The 24,270-nt window shown below is 70.6% G+C and carries 27 protein-coding genes and 1 riboswitch; of the genes, 13 read left to right on the forward strand and 14 right to left on the reverse strand.

What is annotated here, in order from left to right:
• The first annotated feature begins 12 nt into the window (after positions 1–12).
• Positions 13–828, forward strand: coding sequence for an MOSC domain-containing protein (locus ACWDRB_RS02150; RefSeq protein ID WP_449891516.1), 816 nt, complete (start codon positions 13–15; stop codon positions 826–828).
• A gap of 116 nt (positions 829–944) precedes the next feature.
• Complete coding sequence (locus tag ACWDRB_RS02155) at positions 945–2,144, forward strand: MFS transporter (protein WP_449891517.1); 1,200 nt, start codon at positions 945–947, stop codon at positions 2,142–2,144.
• Between the two features lie 64 nt (positions 2,145–2,208).
• On the opposite strand, the gene ACWDRB_RS02160 is transcribed toward ACWDRB_RS02155, so the two are convergent.
• Positions 2,209–3,777, reverse strand: coding sequence for a bifunctional 3'-5' exonuclease/DNA polymerase (locus ACWDRB_RS02160; RefSeq protein ID WP_449891518.1), 1,569 nt, complete (start codon positions 3,775–3,777; stop codon positions 2,209–2,211).
• A gap of 21 nt (positions 3,778–3,798) precedes the next feature.
• A complete protein-coding gene (locus tag ACWDRB_RS02165) occupies positions 3,799–5,241 on the reverse strand; it encodes a metallophosphoesterase family protein (RefSeq protein ID WP_449891519.1) in 1,443 nt (480 codons plus the stop codon).
• A 175-nt stretch (positions 5,242–5,416) separates the two neighbouring features.
• Here ACWDRB_RS02165 and ACWDRB_RS02170 point away from each other — a divergent pair, with 175 nt between their 5' ends.
• Positions 5,417–5,836, forward strand: a complete 420-nt coding sequence (locus ACWDRB_RS02170) for a hypothetical protein (protein WP_449891520.1) — start codon at positions 5,417–5,419, stop codon at positions 5,834–5,836.
• A 58-nt stretch (positions 5,837–5,894) separates the two neighbouring features.
• Here ACWDRB_RS02170 and ACWDRB_RS02175 read toward each other — a convergent pair whose 3' ends face one another.
• Positions 5,895–7,487, reverse strand: a complete 1,593-nt coding sequence (locus ACWDRB_RS02175; protein WP_449891768.1) for an FAD-binding oxidoreductase — start codon at positions 7,485–7,487, stop codon at positions 5,895–5,897.
• 31 nt (positions 7,488–7,518) lie between these two features.
• Here ACWDRB_RS02175 and ACWDRB_RS02180 point away from each other — a divergent pair, with 31 nt between their 5' ends.
• The 4 genes from ACWDRB_RS02180 (at position 7,519) to ACWDRB_RS02195 (ending at position 10,941) form a co-directional block, all read left to right on the forward strand.
• Positions 7,519–8,028, forward strand: a complete 510-nt coding sequence (locus ACWDRB_RS02180) for a TetR/AcrR family transcriptional regulator (protein WP_192786458.1) — start codon at positions 7,519–7,521, stop codon at positions 8,026–8,028.
• 16 nt (positions 8,029–8,044) lie between these two features.
• The gene (locus ACWDRB_RS02185; protein ID WP_350722643.1) at positions 8,045–9,556 is read left to right on the forward strand and encodes a glycerol-3-phosphate dehydrogenase/oxidase; all 1,512 of its coding nucleotides are present in this window, start codon (positions 8,045–8,047) and stop codon (positions 9,554–9,556) included.
• Between the two features lie 112 nt (positions 9,557–9,668).
• Positions 9,669–10,529, forward strand: coding sequence for a sucrase ferredoxin (locus tag ACWDRB_RS02190; RefSeq protein ID WP_355194584.1), 861 nt, complete (start codon positions 9,669–9,671; stop codon positions 10,527–10,529).
• Positions 10,530–10,629: 100 nt separating this feature from the next.
• Positions 10,630–10,941: a WhiB family transcriptional regulator gene (locus ACWDRB_RS02195; protein ID WP_080036407.1), complete on the forward strand. Its 312-nt coding sequence runs from the start codon at positions 10,630–10,632 to the stop codon at positions 10,939–10,941.
• 110 nt (positions 10,942–11,051) lie between these two features.
• On the opposite strand, the gene ACWDRB_RS02200 is transcribed toward ACWDRB_RS02195, so the two are convergent.
• Positions 11,052–11,459, reverse strand: coding sequence for an NUDIX hydrolase (locus tag ACWDRB_RS02200; RefSeq protein WP_350722646.1), 408 nt, complete (start codon positions 11,457–11,459; stop codon positions 11,052–11,054).
• Between the two features lie 77 nt (positions 11,460–11,536).
• Here ACWDRB_RS02200 and ACWDRB_RS02205 point away from each other — a divergent pair, with 77 nt between their 5' ends.
• On the forward strand, positions 11,537–12,178 hold the full coding sequence (locus ACWDRB_RS02205) for a DinB family protein (protein WP_350722648.1): 642 nt from the start codon (positions 11,537–11,539) through the stop codon (positions 12,176–12,178).
• A gap of 29 nt (positions 12,179–12,207) precedes the next feature.
• Here the strand turns inward: ACWDRB_RS02205 and ACWDRB_RS02210 are convergent, their stop codons facing one another.
• Complete coding sequence (locus ACWDRB_RS02210) at positions 12,208–12,441, reverse strand: DUF397 domain-containing protein (RefSeq protein ID WP_127935054.1); 234 nt, start codon at positions 12,439–12,441, stop codon at positions 12,208–12,210.
• Between the two features lie 135 nt (positions 12,442–12,576).
• Positions 12,577–13,458 carry a helix-turn-helix domain-containing protein gene (locus ACWDRB_RS02215; protein WP_397365190.1) on the reverse strand — a complete coding sequence of 294 codons (882 nt, stop codon included), beginning with the start codon at positions 13,456–13,458 and terminating at the stop codon, positions 12,577–12,579.
• A gap of 231 nt (positions 13,459–13,689) precedes the next feature.
• Here ACWDRB_RS02215 and ACWDRB_RS02220 point away from each other — a divergent pair, with 231 nt between their 5' ends.
• Positions 13,690–14,061: an ATP-binding protein gene (locus tag ACWDRB_RS02220; RefSeq protein WP_449891521.1), complete on the forward strand. Its 372-nt coding sequence runs from the start codon at positions 13,690–13,692 to the stop codon at positions 14,059–14,061.
• 14 nt (positions 14,062–14,075) lie between these two features.
• Here the strand turns inward: ACWDRB_RS02220 and ACWDRB_RS02225 are convergent, their stop codons facing one another.
• Positions 14,076–14,708, reverse strand: a complete 633-nt coding sequence (locus ACWDRB_RS02225; RefSeq protein ID WP_355194576.1) for a phosphoribosyltransferase — start codon at positions 14,706–14,708, stop codon at positions 14,076–14,078.
• A gap of 57 nt (positions 14,709–14,765) precedes the next feature.
• On the reverse strand, positions 14,766–15,863 hold the full coding sequence (gene rsgA, locus ACWDRB_RS02230; protein WP_449891522.1) for a ribosome small subunit-dependent GTPase A: 1,098 nt from the start codon (positions 15,861–15,863) through the stop codon (positions 14,766–14,768).
• 283 nt (positions 15,864–16,146) lie between these two features.
• Between rsgA and ACWDRB_RS02235 the strand changes: the two genes are divergently transcribed.
• The 3 genes from ACWDRB_RS02235 to ACWDRB_RS02245 all read left to right on the forward strand — a co-directional run bounded on the left by ACWDRB_RS02235 (position 16,147) and on the right by ACWDRB_RS02245 (position 18,885).
• The gene (locus tag ACWDRB_RS02235; RefSeq protein WP_350722658.1) at positions 16,147–16,725 is read left to right on the forward strand and encodes a sigma-70 family RNA polymerase sigma factor; all 579 of its coding nucleotides are present in this window, start codon (positions 16,147–16,149) and stop codon (positions 16,723–16,725) included.
• A complete protein-coding gene (locus ACWDRB_RS02240) occupies positions 16,722–17,435 on the forward strand; it encodes an anti-sigma factor family protein (protein ID WP_350722660.1) in 714 nt (237 codons plus the stop codon). Before ACWDRB_RS02235 ends, ACWDRB_RS02240 begins: the two co-directional genes overlap by 4 nt.
• Positions 17,436–17,598: 163 nt before the next feature.
• On the forward strand, positions 17,599–18,885 hold the full coding sequence (locus ACWDRB_RS02245) for a CHRD domain-containing protein (RefSeq protein ID WP_449891523.1): 1,287 nt from the start codon (positions 17,599–17,601) through the stop codon (positions 18,883–18,885).
• A gap of 361 nt (positions 18,886–19,246) precedes the next feature.
• On the opposite strand, the gene glyA is transcribed toward ACWDRB_RS02245, so the two are convergent.
• From glyA to ACWDRB_RS02260, 3 genes are all read right to left on the reverse strand, one after another.
• Positions 19,247–20,521, reverse strand: a complete 1,275-nt coding sequence (gene glyA, locus ACWDRB_RS02250; RefSeq protein ID WP_449891769.1) for a serine hydroxymethyltransferase — start codon at positions 20,519–20,521, stop codon at positions 19,247–19,249.
• Positions 20,522–20,599, reverse strand: a riboswitch (ZMP/ZTP riboswitch). It abuts the gene before it with no gap.
• 42 nt (positions 20,600–20,641) lie between these two features.
• On the reverse strand, positions 20,642–20,776 hold the full coding sequence (locus ACWDRB_RS02255) for a hypothetical protein (protein ID WP_449891524.1): 135 nt from the start codon (positions 20,774–20,776) through the stop codon (positions 20,642–20,644).
• Between the two features lie 91 nt (positions 20,777–20,867).
• On the reverse strand, positions 20,868–22,142 hold the full coding sequence (locus ACWDRB_RS02260) for an RNA-guided endonuclease InsQ/TnpB family protein (RefSeq protein ID WP_449891525.1): 1,275 nt from the start codon (positions 22,140–22,142) through the stop codon (positions 20,868–20,870).
• Positions 22,143–22,165: 23 nt separating this feature from the next.
• Between ACWDRB_RS02260 and tnpA the strand changes: the two genes are divergently transcribed.
• The gene (tnpA, locus tag ACWDRB_RS02265) at positions 22,166–22,594 is read left to right on the forward strand and encodes an IS200/IS605 family transposase (RefSeq protein WP_449891526.1); all 429 of its coding nucleotides are present in this window, start codon (positions 22,166–22,168) and stop codon (positions 22,592–22,594) included.
• A 76-nt stretch (positions 22,595–22,670) separates the two neighbouring features.
• On the opposite strand, the gene ACWDRB_RS02270 is transcribed toward tnpA, so the two are convergent.
• The 3 genes from ACWDRB_RS02270 to ACWDRB_RS02280 are packed head-to-tail and all read right to left on the reverse strand — an operon-like array spanning position 22,671 to position 24,266.
• Positions 22,671–22,889 carry a hypothetical protein gene (locus ACWDRB_RS02270; protein WP_449891527.1) on the reverse strand — a complete coding sequence of 73 codons (219 nt, stop codon included), beginning with the start codon at positions 22,887–22,889 and terminating at the stop codon, positions 22,671–22,673.
• A gap of 12 nt (positions 22,890–22,901) precedes the next feature.
• Positions 22,902–23,834, reverse strand: a complete 933-nt coding sequence (locus ACWDRB_RS02275) for a YihY/virulence factor BrkB family protein (protein ID WP_449891528.1) — start codon at positions 23,832–23,834, stop codon at positions 22,902–22,904.
• Positions 23,835–23,891: 57 nt separating this feature from the next.
• Complete coding sequence (locus ACWDRB_RS02280; RefSeq protein ID WP_350722670.1) at positions 23,892–24,266, reverse strand: YccF domain-containing protein; 375 nt, start codon at positions 24,264–24,266, stop codon at positions 23,892–23,894.
• Positions 24,267–24,270 lie beyond the last annotated feature (4 nt).

Genomic DNA, 24,270 nt, shown 5'->3' on the forward strand with positions numbered 1-24,270 from the left:
GCCACAGCTCAGATGAATTTGGCGAGCATCCACTTTTACCCCGTCAAGTCCACCGCGGGGCACCAGGTCCACGAGGCCGAGGTGCAGCCGTGGGGGCTCGCCGACGACCGCCGCTACCTGATCACCGACGAGCACGGCGAGCTCCTGACCGCCCGTCAGGAGCCCCGCCTGCTGGCCTGCGTGGCCCGGGTCGACGGCGGTTCGCTCACGCTGACCGGCCCGCACGCCGCCCCGCTGCGGGTCACGCCGACCGCCGTCATGTCCACGGTCAGCGTGGGCCGCACCCCCGTGGAGCTCACCGACTGCGGCGACGACGCGGCGGACTGGCTGTCCGGGCTGGTGGCCCGGCCCGTCCGGCTCAAGTGGCTCGACGACCCGACCCGCCGGCCGGTCAATCCGGAGTACGGGCGGCCGGACGACCGGGTGAGCCTGGCCGACGGCTATCCGCTGCTGCTCACGTCCAGCGCCTCGCTCGCCCTGCTCAACGACTGGATCGTGGAGACCGCGCTGGAGCGCGGCGAGGAGGCGCCGGAGCCGCTGCCCATGCACCGGTTCCGGCCGAACGTGGTGATCGACGGCGTCGGCACGCCGTTCGCGGAGGACGAGTGGAAGCGGGTACGCATCGGCGCGGTCGACTTCCGGGTGAGCAAGCGGTGCGACCGGTGCGTGCTGACCACGATCGACACGTCCACGTACACGAAGGGCAAGGAGCCCATCAGGACGCTTTCGCGGCACCGCAGGTGGGACGGCAAGGTGTGGTTCGGCATCAACCTGATCCCGGACCTGCCCGGACGCATCGCCCAGGGAGATTCAGTCACCATTCACTGAAATATCGCCCTTTGGGGTGATGTCAGGGGCTATGCGAGACTTCACGAGTGACCAGTGCCCCCACAACGCCCACTGTCTCGTCCTCTGACCGAATTCGCGGCGTCCAGCGCCGCACCTTGACCGTCCTGTCCGCGACGCAGATCGTGAGCGGGGTGGGGGTCGCCGTCGGGCTCGCGCTGAGCTCGGTGGTCGTGGACGAGCTCTCGGGCTCCACGGTGATCAGCGGCTTCGCGGGCACCGCGACCGTGCTCGGCGCGGCGCTGCTGGCCCTGCCCACGGCCAAGGCGTCGGGCAGCGGCGGCCGCCGGGCGGGCCTGTCGCTGGCGTACGCGGCGGCGCTGGCGGGCTGCCTGATCTCGGCGCTCGCGATCAGCCTGCGTACGTGGCCGCTGCTGCTGGCGGGCCTGGTGCTGGTGGGCGGCGGGAGCGCGGGCAGCCTGGCCGCGCGTTACTCGGCCACGGACCTGTCGCCCAAGGGCCGCTCGGCCAGGCACCTGTCACTGGTCGTCTGGGCCTCCACGATCGGCTCCGTGGCCGGCCCGAACCTGGCCAAGCCCACCGACCAGATCGGCATGCGGCTGGGGCTGGTGGAGAAGGCGGGGCCGTTCGTGTTCGCGGCGCTGGCGTTCGCGGTGGCGCTGGCCCTGATCTTCTGCCTGCTGCGCCCCGACCCGCTCACGCTGGCCCGCTCCCTGAACGAGGGCACGGACACCGGCCGCGGCCCCAAGGGGACGATCCGCACCGCCTGGCAGACCCTCCGCACCACCCCGACGGCCCGCCGCGCCCTCGTCATGATCGCGGTGAGCCACACGGCGATGGTGTCCGTCATGTCCATGACCCCGGTCAAACTCCACCACGACGGCTCGAACCTGGACGTCATCGGCCTCGTGATCAGCCTGCACATCGCGGGCATGTACGTGCTGTCGCCGGTGGTGGGCTGGCTGGCCGACAAGGCGGGCAAGGTGCCGGTGCTCGTGCTCGGCATGGCCCTGCTGCTGAGCGCCGCCACGCTCGCCGGCACGGCCGGGCATGCGATCTGGCAGGTGACGGCCGCGCTGGTGCTGCTCGGCCTCGGCTGGTCGTGCGGCCTGGTGGCGGGCTCCGCCCTGGTCACGGAGTCCGTCCCGCTCGAACGCCGCCCCGCCGTCCAAGGGCTCTCGGACCTGCTGATGAACGTCTGCGGCGCCACGGGCACGATCGTCGCGGGCGCCATCGTGGGGATGCTCGGCTACGGCGTGCTCGGCCTGGTCGTGGGCATCATGGTGGCGCTCGCGGGCATCTGGCTGACCATCACCTGGCGCGCCGACCGCTCCTGAACCCGGCGACGCGACCGTCACTGGGCGTCGGCATCGGACGACACCGCCACCGGCGGGACGGTCGTCACTTCGCGTCGGCGTAGGACGAGACCGCCACCGCCTCCATGGGAAAGCGCACCGGCGTCGCCCCGAACAGCAGCCGGGTGGCCTCGGCCGCGGCCGAGGACACCGCGGCGATCACCTCCTCCGCCTGCTCCGCCGGGCAGTGCACCATCACCTCGTCGTGCTGGAAGAACACCAGCCGCGCCGGCTCCGGCAGCAGCCCGCGCAGCACCGCCATCAGCGCCAGCGCCCACTCGGCCGCCGTGGCCTGCACCACGAAGTTGCGCGTGAACCGCCCCCGGTCCCGGGCCGCCCGCGTGCCCTCGGGTCCCGACACCAACTCCCTCCACCGCGGCGAGGGCGGCGGGCTGGTGCGCCCGAGCCAGGAGCGCACGAGCCGCCCCTCCTCCCCGTCCTTGGCCGCGTCCTCCACGAACTGGTAAGCCCTGGGGAAGCGCTGCCGCATCACCGCAAGCAGCTTGGGCGCGTCACCGCTGGTGCCGCCGTACATGGCGGACAGCATCGCGATCTTGGCATTGTCACGCTCGCCGCCGAACGACTGCGCCAGCGCCGAGTACAGGTCGATCTCCCCGGCGGCCCCGGCCAGCCCCACGTCGCCGGCCATCGCGGCTAGCACCCGCGGCTCCAGCTGGGCGGCGTCGGCGACGACCAGCACCCACCCCTCGTCGGCCACCACCACCCGCCGCATCACCTTGGGGATCTGCAGCGCCCCGCCGCCGCTGGTGGCCCAGCGCCCGGACACCACGCCGCCCACCACGTACTCGGGCCGGAAACGCCCGCCCCGCACCCACTGGTCGGCCCACACCCACCCGTGGAAGCTGTACAGCCGGGCCAGCTCCTTGTAGGCCAGCAACGGCTTCACGGCGGGGTGGTCGATCTGCTTGAGCTCCCACGACCGGGTGGTCTTCAACGCCACCCCCGCCCCCTTGAACGCCTTGACGAGCTGCTGCACCGAGTCGGGGTTGACCGGCTGGCCGAGGGCCGCGGTCACCTCGTCGGCCAGCGCCTGCAGCTTGGCCGGGCGCATGCCGTGGACGGGCCGCGGCCCGAGCAGCTCGGTCAGCAGCTCGTCGTGCACGTCGCGCCGCCAGGGCATGCCGTCGTACGACATCTCGGCCGCGATGAGCGCCCCCGCCGACTCGGCCGCCACCAGCAGCCGGAACCTGCCCGGCTCGGGCAGCGCCTCGATCCGGCGCAGCTGGTCGGCCAGCACCTCCGCCACGACCTCGGCCGCGAGCGGCTCGGGCGCGAACAGCGTGCCGGGCGCGCTCGGCTGCTCCTCCGGCACCGGCAGCCCGTGCAGCCGGGCGTGGGCGGCCCGGGCCGAGCGGCTCTCGCCGTAGCGGCCCTCGTACGCGAGCAGCAGCCCCTCGGTGAGCGCGACGTCGTGGCAGCGCGAGACCCGCGCGCCCGCGCTCAGCAGGTCGGGATAGATCTCCCGCGCGTCGGCCCACACCCACCGCGGGCGCTCGGCCTCCTCCAGCTCGCGTACGGCCCCCGCCAGGTCGGCGGGACGCCGAGCCGAGCCGCCCACGGGCAGCAGCGTCTCTCCTGCGACCACGACATGCACGTGGTCAAGAGTGCCAAACGGCTACGACAAAGCGATGCGCACCTCGTCCTCCAGCGGCGGATCGGCCTCCTGGGCCCGGCAACCCGTGGCGGCGAAGCACCGCACGGTCAGCTCCTCGGGCGTGACCGACAGGTGCAGGAACTGCTTGAAGAACGGCGGCGTGTCCCAGTCGGACAGCTCCGACAGGTAGCGGTGGAACACCTTGTCGACCGGCAGCCTGAGCGGCCACGGCCACGCCCCGAGCAGCCGCGCCGCCCACCGCATCCTGCGGGTGATCGTGACCGGGCCCTGGGGGGTTCGGACGGGCTCGTTCTTGATCTGGTCCGACATGAGGCACAGGGCCTCGGAGGGCGTCAGGTAGATCCACTTCATCCGCAGGCGGTGCGCGTACAGCTGGCTGTAGAAGGACAGGGAGTCGCCGCGCAGCGGGTAGCACCTGAAGTCGTCCTCGTGCACGCCCTTGACGTCGACCCTCTGGATCGTGTGCGTGGCGTGCATGAAGGCGCCGCCGCCGCCGGACACGATGTACTGGATCACCCGGTCGCCCACTTTGACCGGGTAGCGCTGGTAGTTGTGCACGTCTCCGCCGATGGCCGCGACGTACCGGTTCGCCGGGTCGCGCACGATGTCGTCGATCGTGCCGCCTTCCTCCAGCGGTGAGGGCTTGTAGACGTTCCCGGTGTAGATGGGCTTGCCCGTGACGAGGATCTTCGGCCGCGGATCGCGCGAGACGCGACGCAGCCACGCGGTCTGCCCCTTGTCGATGATGTTCTTGATGCCGGTGTCCACGCCGACGATCAGCAGGCTGTCGCTCTCGATCACCCAGTACGGCCCCGGCTGCGTGACCTGCTGGGACGGCTTGCCCCTGAGCTCCCGCGCCTGCGCCAGCCCCTCTTCGTCGATGGCCTCGGGCTTGCGCCACAGCAGGCCGCGCAGCCAGCGGTCCGGCTTCGGCTTGAGCGCCGGCGCGTCGCAGAAGACCCGCATGAAACCGCCGAGCCCGTCGTACCAGTCGTGGTTGCCGGGGACGGCGTAGATCGGGGCGTCATAGTCCTTGTACGGACGGAAGAACTTGTCCCCGTACTCGTTTCCCGATCCCGTCGGATAGATCACATCACTCGCAATGACGGCGAACGACGTGTCTTCCCCCACTTTCAACATCCCCGGAACAACGGCGTACTGGGACGCGTCTCCCTCGCCTGTATCACCGAGCAGGAGGAAACTGAAATTTCCCCCGACCGGCGGTTTGATGCGAAATTCCGGATCAATCCCCCGCGCTTCCTGAGCCGCCACCCATCGCGCCCGAACCTCTCCCGACGGATCCCCGAGCAACCCCGCGAGGATGTCGTTACGCGATCTCCACAGCGTCACCAAATTCAGCCAGGTAAACCCGTGATCGTTAGGTCTGAGCTGCGCGAACGTCCCCGTTTGTGTGCAGGCCCATCCTGCTCCCTCCTCTGACACCCTTGAAGAAAGTTGCTTTCCCCGCTCGGCCGCGACTTCCACCATGACCACATACTTACCGCGATCACCCATTCGCGCACCCGGAACGCTCCGTACCGTAAGGAACACAGAAGGTTCGCAATGGTGTACCCTCAACCCCCCAAGCAAGCGGTAGGGACGTCGAGGGGAGTGCTCCATGAGCCGTAACGGCCCTGACGACACGACCCGGAGCGGCACTTCCGACGTTGAGGCCATCGAGGGTCTGCTGGCATACGCGCAAACCCGGTCATCCCGCTGGAGCGGGGCGGCCCTCAAACGGGTCGGCGAAGCGGTCGCGCGCAGCCGCGCCCTCGACGCACGTGCTCCCGGCACGCACACGACCCTGCTGGCCCGCAGCCTGCTCGCCAAGGCGAAACTCCTGCTCAAGCGGGACCGGGCGGCGGAGGCGCTCCCCCTGGCGCAGGAGGCGGTGGCGCTCACCCGGCTGACGGGCGGCGCCCCGCTGGTGGTGGCCCTGAACTGCCTCGCCACCACCCTCGAGTCCCTCCACCGCTACAGCGAAGCCGCCGCCGCGATCGCGGAAGCCGACCGAATCCTCCCCCCGGACGAACCCTGACCCATCCGAGCCGACGGCGGCGGGTGGGCGGGAGTGGGCTCGGAGCCAGGGTGCCGGGCTACGCGGCCGGGGGTGGGACGAGGGCGCCGGGGTTGAGGATTCCGGCGGGGTCGAGCCGGTCCTTGACCGCCCGCAGGATGCCCACCCCCACCGGCCCCACCTCGGCCGCATAAGCGTCCCGGTGGTCGCGTCCGACCCCGTGATGGTGGGTGATCGTGCCGCCGGCCGCCACGATGGCCGCGTTCACCGCCTCCTTGGCGTGCTCCCACTGCGCCACCGGGTCCCCCTCCTGCGCGACGACGACCGTGAAGTACAGCGAGGCGCCGGTCTCGTACACGTGGGAGACGTGGCACATGACGAGCGGCGAGCCGAACGCGCCCGCCAGGGCAAGCCGCACCGCGTCGTAGAGCCGTGGCAGGTTCGCCCAGAAGCCGGCCGTCTCCAGCGTCTCGACGGTGGCTCCGGCCCCGAGCAGCGAGTCGCGGAGGTACGGCGCGGAGAAGCGCCCGTGCTCCCACGCCTCCCCCGGCTCGGCGCCCAGCGGCTCGCCTCCCATCCGGGTCAGCACGGCGGCGGCCCCGGCCTGCCGGGCGGCCGCCGAGCCCCATCCGGGGACCGAGGCGGGGGTGCTCTCGTAGCCGGCGATCAGGAGGCAGCCCGAGCCGCCCGACCCGATGGCGTCCGGCTTGGCGAGGCCGATCATGGTCTCGGTCTCGTCCGAGAGCCGGAGCACCGTCGGGAGCGGCCCCTCCTGGGCGAGTGCGCGCACCGCCGCCGTCCCCTCCGCGAACGTCCCGAACCGCCAGCCCTCGTACCGCCGCTCGTCAGGAGCCCGCCGCACCCTCAGCCGCAGGGACGTGATGACCCCGAAGGCGCCCTCGGAGCCCAGCACGAGCTGGCGCAGATCGGGTCCGGCCGCCGACTTGGGGGCGCGCCCGAGGTCCAGGGTGCCGGTGGGCGTGGCCACCGTGAGGCCCACGACCATGTCGTCGAAGCGCCCGTACCCGGCGGAGGCCTGGCCGCTGGAGCGGGCCGCCGCGAAGCCGCCGAGGGTGGCGTACTCGAAGGACTGGGGGAAGTGGCCCAGCGTGAGGCCGTGCGCGGCGAGCAGCCGCTCGGCCTCGGGGGCGCGTACGCCGGGCTCGAAGGAGGCCACGAGGGACTCCGGGTCCACGGAGAGCAGGCGGTCGAGCCGGCCCAGGTCGAGGGCGATCAGCCCCGTGAAGCCCGAACCGGAGCCGGTGAGGCCGCCCACCACGGAGGTGCCGCCGCCGAAGGGGATCACGGCGACGCGTTCGGCGGAGCACAACCGCAGCAGCTCGGCCACCTCCTCGTGCGAGCCGGGCAGCACCACCGCGTCGGGCGCGGCCGAGCCGTCCCCCGCGCGCATCCGCAGCAGGTCGGGGGTGGACTTGCCGCGCGTGTGGCGGACGCGGGCCTCGTGCGAGGTCAGCACGTACGCGGAGCCGACCACCCCGGCCAGCGCGCCGAGCAGCGGCTCGGGCAGGGCGACCGGCGGCAGGCGCACCGATTCGAGGCCGACGGCGGGGACGTCCGGGGCGCGGACGCCGAGGAAGTCGCGCAGGAGCGCGCGGACCTGCTCGGGCAGTTCGCGGGCGAGAGCCGGGTCGCCCCAGCCGGACCACAGCATCGGTTCTCCAGTCACGCATACACTGTGACACATGACGTCGATTCGTCACAATGATGGAGTGCTGGACGCGGCCCGCGACTGCGTGCTGGCCTACGGCGTGCGCAGGACGACGCTCACCGACGTGGCGCGCCGGGCGGGGGTGTCGCGGATGACGATCTACCGCCGCTGGCCCGACGTGCGCACGCTGGTCGCGGACCTGATGACCAGGGAATGGGTGCGGGTGGTCGAGGAGCTCGACCTGGCGGACCCCGTGCGCGCGGTCGTCGAGGGGGTCAGGGGGCTGCGCGCCCACCCGCTGTGGCGGAAGATCGTGGAAGCGGATCCGGAGCTGCTGCTGCCCTACCTGCTCGACCGGCGCGGCGCCAGCCACGAGGCGATACTCGAGGTCCTGGAGCGCGCCGTCGGGGATCCGGGCAGGGCGCGGGCGGTGCTGCTGGTGGCGCAGTCGTTCCTGCTGTCGGCGCCCACGATGCTCGGCCCGGTGACCATGGACGAGCTCGACGGCGAGCTCACCGCCCTGCTGGAGGCCTATCTTGGATAGCTCGCATGGAGGCACCTTGGACAACAGCTCGCTGAACGCCCGCAGAAGATCCCGTGAGCTGCGCCGCGTCGCGGAGGAACGGCTCGACGTGCTGGTGGTCGGGCTCGGCGCGACCGGCGCCGGCGCCGCGCTGGACGCCGCGTCCCGGGGGCTCAGCGTAGCGGCGATCGACGCGCACGACCTGGCTTTCGGCACGTCCAGGTGGAGTTCCAAGATGATCCACGGCGGCCTGCGCTATCTGGCCAAGGGGCAGGTGGACGTCGCCTACGAGAGCGCGGTCGAGCGCGGCATCCTGCTCCGCACGACGGCTCCGCACCTGGTCGCGGCCCACCCGTACCTGCTGCCGCTGACGAAGGCGGTCTCGCGGCGGCAGGCGGCGCTCGTGATGAGCGGCTACCGGCTCGGCGACGGCCTGCGGGCCGCCGCGCGCACGCCGCGCCGGCTGCTGCCCGGCCCGACGCGGCTGAGCGCGGCCCGCACGCGCACGCTGGCGCCCGTGCTCGACGGCGACGGCCTGCGCGGCGCGCTCCTGTCGTGGGACGGCCGGCTGCTGGACGACGCCCGCCTGGTCGTGGCGATCGCCAGGACCGCCGCCGCGCACGGCGCCCGCGTGCTGACCCGCTGCCGCGCGCTGCGGCTCACGGACGGGCCCACGGACCGGGGCGCGCTGGTACGCGACGAGCTGACGGGCGAGGAGTTCGACGTCCGCGCCAGAGTGGTGATCAACGCGGCCGGGGTGTGGGCGGGCGGGCTGGATCCCGAGGTGAAGCTGCGCCCCTCGCGCGGCACCCACCTCGTGCTGACCCAGGGGACGCTGCCCGGGCTGATCGCCGGCATGCATGTGCCCATTCCCGGAGAGACCAACCGATTCGCGCTCGTACTCCCCCAGCGCGACGGCCGCGTGTACGTCGGCCTCACCGACGAACCGGTGGACGGGCCCGTCCCCGATGTTCCGGAAGTGCCCGAGGAAGACGTCAGAACGCTCCTGGAGGTGCTGAACGGGGTTCTTGAGACTCAGGTGACCCGGGAGGCGGTCGCGGGCGCGTACGCGGGCCTCAGGCCCCTTCTGGCGGCCGACGGCCACACGGCCGACATCTCGCGTAGACACGCCGTTCTCGCGCATGACGGGATCGTCACGGTCGTCGGCGGCAAGCTCACGACATATCGGCGTATGGCCGAAGACGCGGTGGATGAAGCGGTCTCGTCCGGGAAACTCCGGGCGCGCCGGAGTCGCACCAGAAAGATCCCGCTCGCCGGGGCGGGCCCGCGGCCGTCCGGGGTGCCGCACCGGCTGGCCGAGCGGTACGGCAGCGAGGCCGAGGCCGTGCACGAGCTCGTCAAGGCGCACCCGGAGGAGGTCGGGCTCGGCATCACCGAGGGCGAGCTGGTCTGGTCGGTCCGGCACGAGGGCGCGCTCGACGAGGGCGACCTGCTGGACAGGAGGACCAGGATCGGCCTGGTCAAGCAGGACAGGGACCGCGCACTGCCCGCGACACGGGACGTGTTGGACCGAACCGCCCGCGACTGACCCCACCAATCCGTTAGGTTAGTCTTACCTAATTCGGGTTGGAGAGGGAGAACAGGCGTTGGCAAGGGGCTGCGAGCATCCGAACGGGTGCCACACCGGAGGGGTTCCGACGTTGGCCAGCGCCACCGTGGGAGCCCGGCTGTGGCTGCTCGTCGAATACACCGGCGCCTGGCCGTCACACCTGGAAAACTTCGAACTTCCTGAAAAAATCTCCGAACTGGTCCGCCGGGCGCTCGAGCGCGGTATCAGGCCCCAGTTGATCCGCCGGCCGGGAAAGCGAACCCGCCCACAGGAGCAGGGGATCCGTGTGCTACTCGCGTACGCGGTAGGAGACCGGCCCTGGTTGGCGAGCGGTGTCGTCGCAGGTCCCGACGATCTTGACCTCGACGCGCTCGTGGCGGGAGTGGTCCCGGAGTCCTGCATACTTGAAGACGAGCCGGTATTTCTGGTCTGCACGCACGCCAAGCGCAATGCGTGCTGCGCCCGCATTGGACTACCCCTCGCTCGCACGCTGGCCGATTCTTTGCCGGACAGAGTGTGGGAAACGTCACACGTTGGCGGCGATCGCTACGCCGCCAACCTGGTGTGCTTGCCACACGGAATTTTCTACGGCAGCATGTCTCAGGCTGCTGCACTGGCAGCGGCTAACGCGTACCGGTCGGGCGAGGTCATTCTCGACCGCTACCGGGGACGCGCAGGCATCCCTGAGCCATTGCAAGCCGTGGAGCACTTCGCCCGAGCCCATACGGGAGAGTGTTCCGTCGGCGCGGTGGCCGTGGAATCCTCCAGGTCGGACGGTGACGTCACCGAAGCGCTCGTACGCTGCGGGGACGTCCGGTTCCAGGTTGTGGTTGAGCCATCGGCGTTCACAGCGCCGTGTGGTACGGCTTGCGCCGAGACGATCACCACCTACCGGCTGGTTTCGCTGGACAGGCTCACGCCTGTGCGGTACGCCACGCCCGCTCTCGCCTGAACAGGGAACATCGCGGCCCAACGTTGCGTTGGAACAGTGACGCCATAAGCGTCCAATGCGGCCCAATTACCGAAATACCTCTCACGAAGGTGGTTTTCTCATGTCTCAGGTACGTCGGCAGCTCGCCCGCCCGCGCCCCAGCTGGGGTTGGCAGGATGATGCCGCGTGCCGGGGTGAGGACCTCGTGCTCTTCTTCGGCCCCGACGGGGAGCGGCAGCCCGAGCGTGACGTACGTGAGCGGAAGGCCAAGGCGATCTGCGCCCAGTGCCCCGTTCGCAACGAGTGCCTTGACTACGCGCTGTCCCGTCCGGAGAAGTACGGCACGTGGGGCGGTCTCAACGAAGACGAGCGCGCCTCCGAGCGTCGTCGTCGCATGCGCCGCGCGGCCAGCGCCGGCATCTCCGCCGCCTGACATACCCGGCAGCGTCACCATCATCGCGTGATCAAGCAGTTGTCCCGATGAACCGGAGCCTGGCCCTCCATGCACAGGCTCCGGCGAACCCGGTCGGGACAACTGCCTGATCAGGCAGCACCTCCGAGAACACCGGCCCGCACGAGCAGCGGCACCACCTGGTCGCGCACGGCAGGCGCGAGACGCGGCACGTAAGCGTCACGCCCGTCCGTCCACCCCAGCGCCGCCAGCTCCGCGGCCGGTCTCGGATCCCCCGAAACCCTGGCGGTGAAGACCGTCATGCGCATGGGCACGCCCTCCAGCGCCGCCACGTCCTCCACGTGGTCGAGCAGGGCCAGGTCGTGCGGGGTCACCCCGAGCTCCTCGGCCAGCTCGCGCGCGAGCGTCTCCTCCGGCTCCTCCCCCGCCTCGGGCTTGCCCCCCGGCAGGTAGAAGACGTCCGGAGCGGCCTGCTTGCTCACGACGAGCAGTCGCCCCCGGTCCACGACCGCCGCGGCGACCACGCGCAACACATCCATGCCCGACAGCATCCCACGCGCCACCGACAAACCGGGCTCTCCGGAGATTGTCGCACCCGGCCGATAGGGTGCCCGGCATGACAGAATCCGAGCTCTCCCCCGTGACGGCCGACGACCTCGACGAGGCCGTCCGGCTGGCCGTCGCCGCCCTCCGCGAGGCGCCCGAGACCGCGTGGGACCGCAAGGCCGGCACGCTGGAGTGGACGTGCTGGGAGACGGTCGAGCACCTGGCCGACGACCTGTTCGCCTATGCCGCCCAGCTCGGGCTCAGGATGCCGCCGCTGGACACGTACGTCCCGTTCATCCTGGAAAGTCGCAGGCCGGAAGGCCCCGCCAACACCATCCACGCCGACCCCAAGGCCGGTCCCGTCGGGCTGCTGCAGGTGCTGGAGTCGTGCGGCGCGATGCTGTCCGCCATGGTGCGGACCACGCCGCCGGAGGTCCGCGCCCACCACGGCTTCGGCGCGGCCGACCCCGAGGGCTCGGCGGCGATGGGCATCGTGGAGACGCTCGTCCACACCCACGACCTGGCCGACGGGCTCGGGCTCGGGTGGGCGCCGCCGGCCGGGATGTGCGCCCGGGTGCTGGGGCGGCTGTTCCCCGACGCCCCGCGCGACACGGATCCGTGGACCACCCTGCTGTGGGTCACCGGGCGCGCCGACCTCCCCGGCCGTGAGCGCCCGGTGAAATGGCGCTGGTACAGCGCGCCGCGGTCCTGAGCGGCGCGCGCTCCCCTAAACGTCAGACCTCAGACGATCAGATCGTCGAATTCGCCGTCCTTGGCCCCCAGGACGAACGCGGTGATCTCCGCCTGGGTGTAGACCAGCGCGGGGCCTTCGGGAAAACGTGAGTTACGCATGGCTATCTCCCCCGTGGGCAGGTTCGCGACTTCGACGCAGTTGCCGTTGGGGTTGCTCCGCTTGCTCTTGCGCCAGACGACAGGAAGGCGGCCGGCGGGCGTTCCGTTCCGGAACTCATGCATGGGGGCAGCTCCTCGCGATCTTACGGATGCACGTGCATCCGCGTTTGCGAGGAGACAATACGGTAACGCGTCGGTCTCCATATAGCGGACGACCAAAAAGCCAGATATGGGGTGGGTCACAGGGATATCAGCAGCTCATCGGGAAAGCAGGCGTTCCAGGAAGCGCCTGCTCTCCTTGGGCTCCTCGGCCTGGATGCTGAGCCGGTCCATGACTTCCATGTAGTTGTCGGAGTCGGCGGGTTTGTCCAGGTAGAGGGCGCTGGTGAGCTGCTCCATGTAGACGACGTCGGGCAGCTCGGGCTCGGGGAAGCGCAGGATGCTGAACGGGCCCCCGGCCGCCGCGTGGCCGCCGCGGTCGAACGGCATGATCTGCACGGTGACGTTGCGCTCGGCGGTGAGGTCGAGGAGATGGGCGAGCTGCGCGCGCATGATCTCGGAGCCGCCGATCGTACGGCGCACGACGGCCTCGTCGATCACCGCCCAGACCGTCAGCCCGCTCTCCAGCCGCCCCTGCCGGGTGGTGCGCACCGCCACACGGCGATCGAGCTCCACCCTAGGGGCCTTCTCGTGGGCCAGTTCGATCACGGCCCTGGCGTAGTCGGGGGTCTGGAGGAGGCCCGGCACGAACTGGTTCTCGTACGTACGGATGCTGGAGGCCGCGCCTTCGAGGCCGATGTAGACCTCGAACCAGGGCGGCAGCACGTCGCCGTACTTGTGCCACCAGCCGGGGGCGTTGGCCTGCTTGGCCAGGGCGAGCAGCGGCTCACGCTCGGCGGGGTCGGTGACGCCGTACAGGGTCAGCAGGTCGGCCACGTCGCGCTGCTTGAAGCTGACCTGGCCGAGCTCCAGCCGGCTGATCTTGGCGTGAGATGCGCGAATCGAGTACCCGGCGTCCTCGCGCGAGATACCCTTCTCCGTGCGGAGCCTGCGCAGCTGAGTGCCCAGCAGGATCCGCAGCACCGTCGGGCTTCCCGGCGAATGGTTGAGAAGCTTCCCTTCCGCGCTCTCTGCGCTCACCCTGCCGCTCCTAGGTCATCTGCACGTGCAGATGCGATTCGCATCCGTAAACGACGAAAAGTCTTGCATCGGTTCGCACTCCCCGTAAAGATGGGCATTGGATCACCAGACCGCGCTTCGGGGGCCAGAATGACGACTTTCGACGCTCGGCCGCAAGCCGCCATCGGTTCCCGGCCACCAGGATGGCTTTTTTCCATTCTGGTCGAGGGGCATGCCTGGGAGTGCGACGCGGTGTTCCCCTTCCATCCGCGGGTCGCGCTCGAGCCCGCCTGCGTGGCGACGGCGCGGCGGTTCGTCGACCAGACGCTGACCACGTGGGGGGTTCCGGGGCCGGCCTTCGACGCTCAGCTGGTGGTGTCGGAGCTGGTGACCAACGCGATGCGGCACGGCGGCGGGGCGGCGCAGCTCCGGCTGCTGTCGCACGGGGCGGAGCTGGCGTGCGTGGTGACCGACCACAGCCGGACCGTGCCGGTGGCGGCGGCTCCCGACGTGTTCTCCGAGTTCGGGCGGGGGCTGCGGCTGATCGACGCCCTCTGCACCGCCTGGGGCTGGCTGTCGCCCGGCGGCGCCCGCAAGCTCGTCTGGGCCGTGCTCGCCGCCTGACCCCCCGTACGTCCTCATCGCCGCGCCCGGTCGAGCAGTTCGAGCACGTCGGCGTCGGTGAGCTGGTCGAAGTGCTCGTACCACTGGCCGACCGCCCTGAAGTCGATCGGCGTCAGCAGGACCACCACCTCGTCGGCCTCCCGCCGCAGCGAGCCGACGGTCTCGCGGGCCCCGACCGGCACGGCCAGCGTCACCCTGGCGGGCTTGGCCGTGCGGACCGCCCTGAGCGCGGCCCGCGCGGTGCCGCCGGTGGCCAGGCCGTCGTCCACCACGATGACCTCGCGCCCCTCCAGCGAGGGCAGCGGGCGGTCGCCGCGGTAGGCGAGCACCCTGCGGGCCAGCTCGCGCCGCTCCTTCTCCACCACGTCCGCCACTGACTCGGGCGTCATGCCGAGGCGGCGCAGCAGCGTGTGGTCGAACACGGGCTCGCCGCCCTCGGCTATCGCGCCCACACCCAGCTCCGGGGTGGGCGGATAGCCGATCTTCCTCGTCACGAGGACGTCGAGGGGGGCGCCGAGCCTGCGCGCGATCGGCAGGGCCACCGCCACGCCGCCGCGGGGCAGGGCGAGCACGACGGGGTCGCGCACGTCCTCCAGGCGCTCGGCCAGCAGCTCCCCGGCCTGGGCACGGTCTGCGAAGAGCTCCATGACCAGTGCCCTACCCGCTCAGACGCGCTCCTCGCCTCACCCGCGGCGGCCGGGCCGCTAGGGCCGGCTGCGGCCCGAGCGGCGCATCTCCTTGGTGATGAGCTTCCACTTGTTCAGCTGCTCCTTGCGCAGGCGGGCATCGGTCCTGGAGGCCATCCAGGCCGCCTCCCGCTGCAGCTTGCGCCAGCTGTCCAGCCGCCGCTCCGGCAGCTCACCGGTCTCCAGGGCGGCCAGCACCGCGCAGCCCGGCTCGCCGGAGTGCCCGCAGTCGCCGAAACGGCAGAGTCCGGCCAGCGCCTCGATGTCGGAGAAGACCAGGTCGACGCCGTCGGCGATGTCGTACAGGCCGATCCGCCGGATCCCGGGCGTGTCGATGACCAGCCCGCCCCCGGACAGCGGGATGAGCTCCCGGTGCACGGTGGTGTGCCGGCCCCGCCCGTCGGCGGCGCGCACCTGCTGGGTCTCCATGACGACCTCCCCGGCCAGCGCGTTGACCAGGGTGGACTTGCCGGCTCCCGACGGGCCGAGGATCACGGCCGTACGGGAGCCCTCCAGGTAGCCGGCGACCAGCGGGACCCCGTCGCCGTGCAGGGACGAGACCGCGTGCACGTCCACGCCGGGCGCGGCCACCCGGACGTCGTCGAGCAACTGGTCGAGACCGTCCTCGAACAGGTCGGACTTGGTGATGAGCACCACGGGCGTGCCGCCTGACTCCCAGGCCAGCGCGACGAGGCGCTCGATGCGGCCGAGGTCGGCGAAGTCCGTGGAGTGCATGGACGGCTCGGCCACGAAGACGACGTCGACGTTCGCGGCGAGCACCTGGCCCTGGCCGTCGCCGGACAGGCCGCCCACCGAGTCGCGGCTCACGCCGCCCCTGATGAACGCGGTCGTCCGCGGCAGGACCTCGTCGAGCTCGTAGCGGCCCTCAGGGAGCAGCCTGAGCGCGACCCAGTCGCCCACGCACGGCAGCGCGACCGGGTCGGCGGCCGCCGCCCTGCGGACGCGGGCGCCGTACTTGACGTGAAGCTGGCCCTCGGCCGCGATCACCTCGGCGGCGCCGCGGTCGACGCGGGCCACGCGGGCGGGGACGGTGTCAGCGGGCAGCTCGGCGGCGCGGAGAGCGGTCCAGCCGAGCAGGGAAAGATCGTGATTCAACGCAGTGAAACCTTTGATCGAGAAGGGAAACCCGGCAGCTCAGCGGAGCCCGGGGAGGTGGACGAAGAGCACACGGAACGCGATGACCCGCATAGTCCTCACCTCCTCGATCAGTTGCCGCAGACTCTACGCACCTCTCCCGCAGGGACGCAATCGGATTAAGTATGGCGATCTGTTGAACCCTGCCTGGGCGGCTGGCCGTACCACCTGCCGACGGACCCGAGAAAGGGGAATGATGCACACCAGCACTTATCCCCCGCCCTCGGCCGAGGGAGCCGCCCCCATGGGGAAGCCGCGTTTTCGACACTGGATCCGCCGCGTACGGCCGGATGACGGGGTGCCAAATGACGGGGTGTCCAATGACGAGGCGGCAGTGTCCGCGCTCTACCGGGAGTATCACAGGCCGCTGCTGGCCTTCGTGATCAGGTTGACGGCGGGCGATCGGCAGTGGGCGGAAGACGTGGTGCAGGAGACCATGATCCGGGCTTGGCGCAGTGCGGAGCAGCTTGATCCCGAGTCGGTCTCGCTGATGCCCTGGCTGGCGACGGTCGCCAGACGTATCGTGATCGATGACCGGCGGCGCCGGGACGCCCGCCCTCGGGAGTCGGGTGACGGGCCGCTGGAGACGATGCCCGTGCCTGACGAGATGGAGGGCCTGCTGCACCAGGTGGTCGTGTCAGAGGCACTGAAGACGTTGTCGCCGGCACACCGCGAGATCCTCAACGAGACGATCTTGCGAGACCGGTCGGTCAACGACGCCGCCGAGGCGCTTGGCATCCCGGTCGGCACTGTGAAGTCCCGGGTCTATTACGCCGTTCGCGCGCTGCGGATCGCACTTGAGGAGAGGGGGGTGACGGCGTGACTTCGAGAGTCGAGCACACAGACGTGGGCGCGTACGCGCTCGGTCTGCTGGAGGAGGACGACAGGCACGCCTTCGAGGCCCATCTCCTGGGCTGCGCCCCCTGTCGCGCCGAGCTGTCCGATCTGTCCGGCATGGCCAGCATGCTGAGCGGGATCGGCCCGGTGGAGGACTACGGGGCGCCGTCCCCCGAACCGGTGATCGACCTGCTCCAGCGCAAGAAGAGGACGGACAGGAAGACCCGCAGGGGGACGTTCGTGATCGGGATGGCGGCGGCGGTCACGCTGGTGGCCGGCGGCCTGACGGTCGGCACGCAGCTCTCCGTCGGCGACGTCCCTCCGATGGCCGCCCAGGGGCACGGCAGCCACATGGGCCCCGCCGAGCAGTTCTTCGCCGACGGCACGCCCATCGAGGGGAAGGGCGTCGACGGGGTCACCGGCGGGCTGGTGGTCGAGTCGAAGGCCTGGGGCACGCACGCCGCGCTCAAGCTGGCCGGGGTGAAGGGGCCGCTCGAGTGCGAGCTGGTCTCGGTCGGCAAGTCGGGTGAGCGCCGGGTGATGACCGGGTGGTCCGTACCTCCAGCCGGGTACGGAGTGCCGGGTTCGCCCGATCCGCTCTACATGCACGGCGGCAGCGCGACGCCGCTGAAGGACATCGATCATTTCGAGGTGGTCACTTCGGCAGGCAAGAAGCTGCTCACCATCACCGCCTGACCCGACAGGCGCTCCAAGCCCTCCCGCCGCTGGTGGGAGGGCTTTTTCATGTCTTCGGGGCTGTGTGCAAAATTACGGATTCGCGGGTTGAACCTCCCCCGGCACCCGGCGCGTACTGCCTGCCGTACCAACCGGAATATCAAACCGTTTAAGAGGTTTAGCCATGTTCATCCGAAAGTTCGCGATTCCTGGCACGCTGCTCGCCGCCGCCCTGATCGCCTCCCCCGCTTCGCCGGCGAACGCCTCCGGTGACGACGTCTATCTCGCCGCCGGCCTGCGCGGCGACAACGAGGTGGGCGTCAAGGGCGACGCCGACGGCCGCTCGACGGTCGTGATCAGGATCAGCGGGAACGAGGTCACGTTCGCGGCCCGCTGGAACAAGATCGGCACGCCCACCGCCGGCCACGTCCACCTGGGCGCGAAGGGCGTCAACGGGGACGTCAGGCTCGAGTTCTTCACCAAGCCGCTGCCCGCCGGCGTGCTCGGCGTCACCGGCACCGTCAGGGCCGACAACGACCTGGTCAAGGCGCTCATCGACAACCCCGGCGGCTTCTACGCCAACCTGCACGACGCCGACCACCCCAAGGGCGCGGTCCGCGGCCAGTTCCACCGGCTGAACAAGCCGATCGACCTCAACGGCGTGCTGCAGGGCAGCAACCAGGCCACGCTCTCCACGCGCGCCGACGGGGCGCAGGAGGTGCCGGAGAACGACGGCAAGAAGCGCGGCGACCAGGACGGCCAGGCCGGCTGGTGGCTGCGTCCCGGCGGCTCGTCCATCGCGTACACGGCCTTCTGGTCGGGCCTCGGCGCGGTCACCAACGGCCACCTGCACAAGGGTTCCGCAGGCGGGAACGGTCCAGTGGTCGCCGACCTGTTCGCGGGCGCCCTGCCGGAGAACCTCACCGGCGTCGCGGGCGAGGCCCCGGTCGCCGCCGGCGTCGTCAAGCGCATCGCCGCCCACCCCGGCCGCTACTACGCGAACCTGCACACCTCCGACTTCGACGGCGGCGCCGTGCGCGGCCAGCTGTCCGACCGGCCGTTCACCCACCCGCGCGCGCTCACCGCCGAGGTGCTGCGCGGCGCGCAGATCTACTCCTGCACGGCGCAGCCGAGCGGCGGGTACGCCTTCACCCAGCTGGGCGTCTCGGCCAAGCTGCGGCGCGGGATCGACCACTCGTTCGTGACGCCCGCCGCCGGACCGCCGCAGTGGATAGCTCCAGACGGGAGCGCGGTGCGCGGTGCGGTCGTCACCAAGACGCCCAACGGCGACGGCAACATCCCCGAGCTCGTGCTGGACGCCACCCAGGCGGGCAAGGACAGCGGGCTCCTCGCGCACGCCACGCAGATCCTGCGCCTGAACACCACCGGCGGCGTCGCGCCGTCCGGCGCCTGCACGCCGGGCTCGGAGGCCCGGGTCCCGTACGGGGCCGACTACCTCTTCCTGGGCTGAGGCTTCCGGGGGACGATTCGGTCCCGTCCCCTGGAACGCCTTCCCCGGTCGATCCGGCCCACGTCCCCCGGGCCGCCGGTCGGCCGACCGCGAGCGGGGCACTCCGGCCCGCCCCGCTCGCACCGAACGCCCCGCCGCACTCCGGGAGCCCGTGCGGCGGGGCGTTCGCCGTCTTGCCCGCAGTCGCCGCCCGCACCGCCGTCTGCACATGGTCGCCCCGCAGGGCCGACCGCGGATGGCGGCGGCCGGGTCGGCGGCGACTCGGAGGCGGTGCACCGAGTCGGCGGCGACCCCCGGAAGCCGTGCGCCGGGCCGGTGGTGTCGCCCGGAGGAGACGCTGGCCCGGTGTGAGGTGGATCGGTTACAGGCCCGGGGCCGGGAACTGGGCGGTGAGCTCGCTGACCTCGTGGTGCACGCGCGTGATGACGTCCTCCGCGTCCCCCTTGGCCAGGGCCGTGACGACCTCGTCCATCCAGGCGCCGATCTGACGCATCTCGGCCTCGCCCATGCCCCGGGAGGTGACGGACGGGGTGCCGATGCGGATGCCCGACGGGTCGAACGGCTTGCGGGGGTCGAAGGGGACCGTGTTGTAGTTGGTCTCCAGCCCCGCCCGGTCGAGCGCCTGGGCGGCGGGCTTGCCGCCGATGCCCTTGGGCGTGAGGTCGAGCAGGATCAGGTGGTTGTCGGTGCCGCCGGAGACCAGGTCGAACCCGCGGGAGGCGAGCTCGTCGGCCAGGGTCCTGGCGTTGGCGACGACCTGGTGGGCGTAGTCGCGGAACGACGGCTGGGCGGCCTCGTGGAGCGCGACGGCGATGGCGGCGGTGGTGTGGTTGTGGGGGCCGCCCTGCAGGCCGGGGAAGACGGCCTTGTTGAGCGCCGTGGCGTGCTCGTCGGCCGTGGCCATCAGCATGGCGCCGCGCGGCCCGCGCAGCGTCTTGTGCGTGGTCGTGGAGATCACGTCGGCGTGGCCCACCGGGGACGGGTGCGCGCCGCCCGCCACCAGGCCGGCGATGTGGGCGATGTCGGCGGCCAGCACGGCCCCGACCTCGCGGGCGATCGAGGCGAAGCCCTCGAAGTCGATGGTGCGCGGGATCGCGGTGCCGCCGCAGAAGATCAGCTTCGGCCGGTGCTCGAGGGCGAGCTGGCGCACCTCGTCGAGGTCGATGCGGCCGGTGTCCTTGCGTACGCCGTAGCGGACCGGGTTGAACCACTTGCCGGTCGCGGAGACGGACCAGCCGTGGGTGAGGTGGCCGCCGAACGGCAGGCCCATGCCCATGACGGTGTCGCCCGGCTGCAGGAACGCCATGTAGATGGCGAGGTTGGCGGGCGAGCCGGAGTAGGGCTGGACGTTGGCGTGGTTGACGCCGAACAGCGACTTGGCCCGCTCGATGGCCACGGTCTCGATCTGGTCGATGACCTGCTGGCCCTCGTAGTAGCGCTTGCCCGCGTAGCCCTCGGAGTATTTGTTGGTGAGGACGGTGCCGGTGGCCTCGAGCACGGCCTTGGACACGTAGTTTTCGGACGCGATGAGCTTGACGGTGTCGGCCTGGCGGCGCTCTTCCGCCTTGATGAGCTCGGCGATCTGCGGGTCGACGCTCGCGAGAGAACTCATGATTCTCCTGTCATCGTTGACAATTGCGAAGACCCAGGCGCACGGCCTCCGCTCCTTTCGCTCCCCGGTGGTCGATCCCACCAAAATGCGCCAGTCGCGTCTCCTCGTAGACGATAGCGGATGTCACGGGGCCCATCCGTCGTGTCACGATGAGCTGACCGCCACGTTCCTGATGACCCCGAGCAGCACCAGATCGACGTCGACCCGGTCGGCGTCCCGCGGCACGCCCTCGAAGATCGCGTACATCCGGAGCTGCGCTCCCGCGGGGAACGGCGCCATCGGCAGGTCCGTGCACGCGCAGAGGTGAGGGGTCTTGTCCTTCCAGGCGGGTTGAACTCCTCCCCGGCCTGAAGGCCGGGGGTTCTTCCCGTCACGCCGCGCTGGCGTGCGGGGGTTCACGCTTCACCGACCGGGTATCCCCGAGGTCTCCACGCGCTGACACCGGCGTTCCGTCGGCGTTTTCGATATTGATGGCTGCGTTGGTGTCGGCGTTGCCGACCCAGCCACAGGCCGGGTTGGTGCAGGCGAACACCGCCTGAGAGATCCGGGCGGCTGGATCACGACGACCACATTGGTGGCAGGTCTGGGAGGTTCCCGCAGCCGGAACCTTCACCACCCGGCCCCCGCGATCTTTCAGCTTGTATTCCAGCATGGTGACGGTCCTGCCCCATGCCTGTTCGTTGATCGCCCGGTTCAACCCGGTCTTGGCCGCGACGTTCTTGCCGGGGGACTCGAGCGTGCCCTTCGCGGAGCGGATCATGTTGATGATCCGCAGGTCTTCCACTTTGATCTCCCCGAATGTGACGGCGAGTTCGGTGGTGGTCTGGTGCTGCCAGTCGATGGCCCTGCGCTTGGCTGTCGCGCGGAGCCTGGCGATCTGGTCGTAGGTGCGGGTGATCCGCTTGGAGCGGGGCGCACCCTTGCGGCGGGCTGCCTTCTGGCGGGCGGCTTTGTGTTCCAGGCGGCGCAGTCGGGCGCGTTCGGTGCCGGTCACCCAGGGGCCGTGCTCGCGGCTGGCGCCGTCCGACAACGCCAGGGCCACCGTGACACCCCGGTCGATCCCGACGCGCCCGCCCTGGTGTGAGCGTGCCGGTTCGACCGCGATCTCGGTGCGGAACACGATGCTCCACCCGAACGGATCCTTGATCAGACGAGCTCCGGTGACCCGACCGGCGGGAGCACCCCGGGTGATCCCGGGCAGGTTCTTGGTCCATCGGAACCGCACCCGGCCGACCTTGGGCAGGTTGACCGTGCCCCACCGCCGGTTCAACCGCTTGACGTGCAAGTCGCGGGCCTGGGGAACATCGACGGCCGGCCGGGAGCGCCCCCGAGCCTTGAACGTCGGCCGCCTGGCGGGATGGCCGGGGTTGAAATAGTTCGCCCACGCCTGCCGGTAGGTTTTCAGCACCGCTTGGGCGGCCTGGGCGGGCAACTGCCCCATCCAGTCGATCTCCTTGCGGGCCGCCCGGATCGCCTCGTCACACTCCTTCAGAGTCGCGAACCGGCCCTGCCGGAAGGTGAAGTAATCGTGCAGCAGGTTCCACAACGCGCGAGCGGTGTGTGCCTGACCATCCAGCACGGCACCCTGCGCCGTGCTGAGGTCAAGTCGCGCCACGTGCGCCCTGGCCCGTTTCACCTTCTCCACGCTCTGATCGTATCGTTTGGTCTATGTCACCGCGGTGGGAACCGAATCGCGATGTGCGCACGGGTCGGCACGTCGTTTGCCATCTTCACGCCCATTTGGTGTTCATCACGAAGTATCGGCGCGGGGTCTTCACCGACGAGATGCTGACCCGGTGCGAGGAGATCATGCGCGAGGTCTGCGCCGACTTCGAGGTTGAACTCCGTGAGTTCAACGGTGAGCACGACCACGTGCACCTGCTGGTCCACTACCCGCCCAAGGTCGCCCTGTCCAAGCTCGTCAACAGCCTCAAGGGCGTCTCGGCACGCCTGCTCCGCAAGGAGTACGCCACTCACGTCCGCCGGTATCTGTGGGGTGGGCACTTCTGGTCCGGCTCGTATTTCGCCGGGTCGGTGGGCGGCGCGCCCCTCACTGTCCTGCGCCAGTACATCGAGCAACAGAAGCGACCGGTCTGAACCAGGCAGGCGCCGGGCGGGACGAGGTTCACCCGCGAGTCGGTGGTGTCGAAGGCGCCGCCGCCGAACCCGGCGTTCAGCACGGGCGCGGTGAGAACCTGACGACCCGCCTGGCGGCCTCGGCTTCCTTGCCGAACCTGCGCCTGAACTCCTCCCGCGCGGCCAGCTCGGGCCGCATCGTCTTCACGGCGACCCGCCGTCCGTCAGGGGCCTCGGCCAGGTAGACGAGGCCCATGCCGCCCTCGCCCAGCTTGCGCACCAGGGTGTACGGCCCGACTCTCCGCTGCGCCTCCATATCGGGGGGACTCTATTTGGTACGGCTGACGCCCGGCCAGAGCCGGTCCACCTCGGCGTTCAGGATGGCCCCGATGAGCACGGCCAGGGCGGTGATGTAGAGCCAGAGGAGCACGGCGATGGGCGCGGCCAGCGACCCGTAGACGGAGACGGGCGAGAACCAGGCGGCCAGCACGGCCCGCAGCACCGCCGCGCACACGATCCACAGGAACAGCGCCAGGATCGCGCCGGGCAGCTCCCGGTACCACTTGGTCCGCACCGGCACGCTGACGTGGTAGAGCACGGTCAGGAACAGGACCGAGCCGATGATCACGACCGGCCAGTAGAGGATGTCGATGAGGACTCCGTACTGGGCGGGCAGGGCGTCCCTGAGCAGGGTCGGCCCGATGACCAGGATCGGCATGACGATGATGCCGATGATCAGGCCGACGACGTAGAGGCCGAACGACATCAGCCTGGTGCGGATGATGCCGCGCTCCTCGCCGAGCCCGTAGGCCACGGAGATGAGGTCGACGTACACGTAAAGGGCTCGGGAGCCGGACCAGAGCGACAGCAGGAAGCCGACCGAGATGATCGACACCTTGCTGGCGTCGTCGCTGAGGACGTCGGTGAGGAGCGGGCTGATCACCTTGTTCACGGCCTCTTCCGTGAACAGCACCCCCGCCTGCGCGATCACCCACGCCTTGACCTGAGCGACCACGCTGGAGCCCAGCCAGGTGCCGAGCTTGGCCAGCACGCCGATGAGGCCCAGCACGAACGGCGGCAGCGACAGCAGCGCGAAGAACGCCGCCTCACCTGCCAGGCCGGTGACCCGGTAGGTGACGCCGGCGTTGGTGGCCGCGCGGACGATCGCCCACGACTTCGTGTCGAGCACCCAGCTCAGCCTGGCCCTGGCGTTGGAGACGAGCCCTCTCTTCGGCCGGGGAGGCGCATCGGTGGACGTCATGGCACCCAACGGTATTCGCAGTGACTCTTCGGGACAGCTTACGTCCCGGAGTCTGCCCTAGTCGTTGTCAACGATGCGTGCGCCCAGCGGAAGCAGGGAAACGGGGACGAGCTTGAGGTTCGCGATGCCCATCGGGATGCCGATGATCGACAGGAACAGCGGGATCGACGTCACGACGTGCCCGATGGCCAGCCAGACGCCGGCGACCACGCACCAGATGACGTTGCCGATCAGGGAGAACGCGCCCGCGTCGGGGTCGCGCACCACGGTCCTGCCGAACGGCCACAGCGCGTACGCCGCGATCCGGAACGACGCGACGCCGAACGGGATCGTGACGATCAGGATGCAGCAGATGATCCCGGCCAGCGCGTAGCCGGCGGCCAGCCAGAGTCCCGCGAAGATCAGCCAGATGACGTTCAGAATCGTGCGCATACCT

The sequence above is a fragment of the Nonomuraea sp. NPDC003707 genome (genome assembly GCF_053587055.1).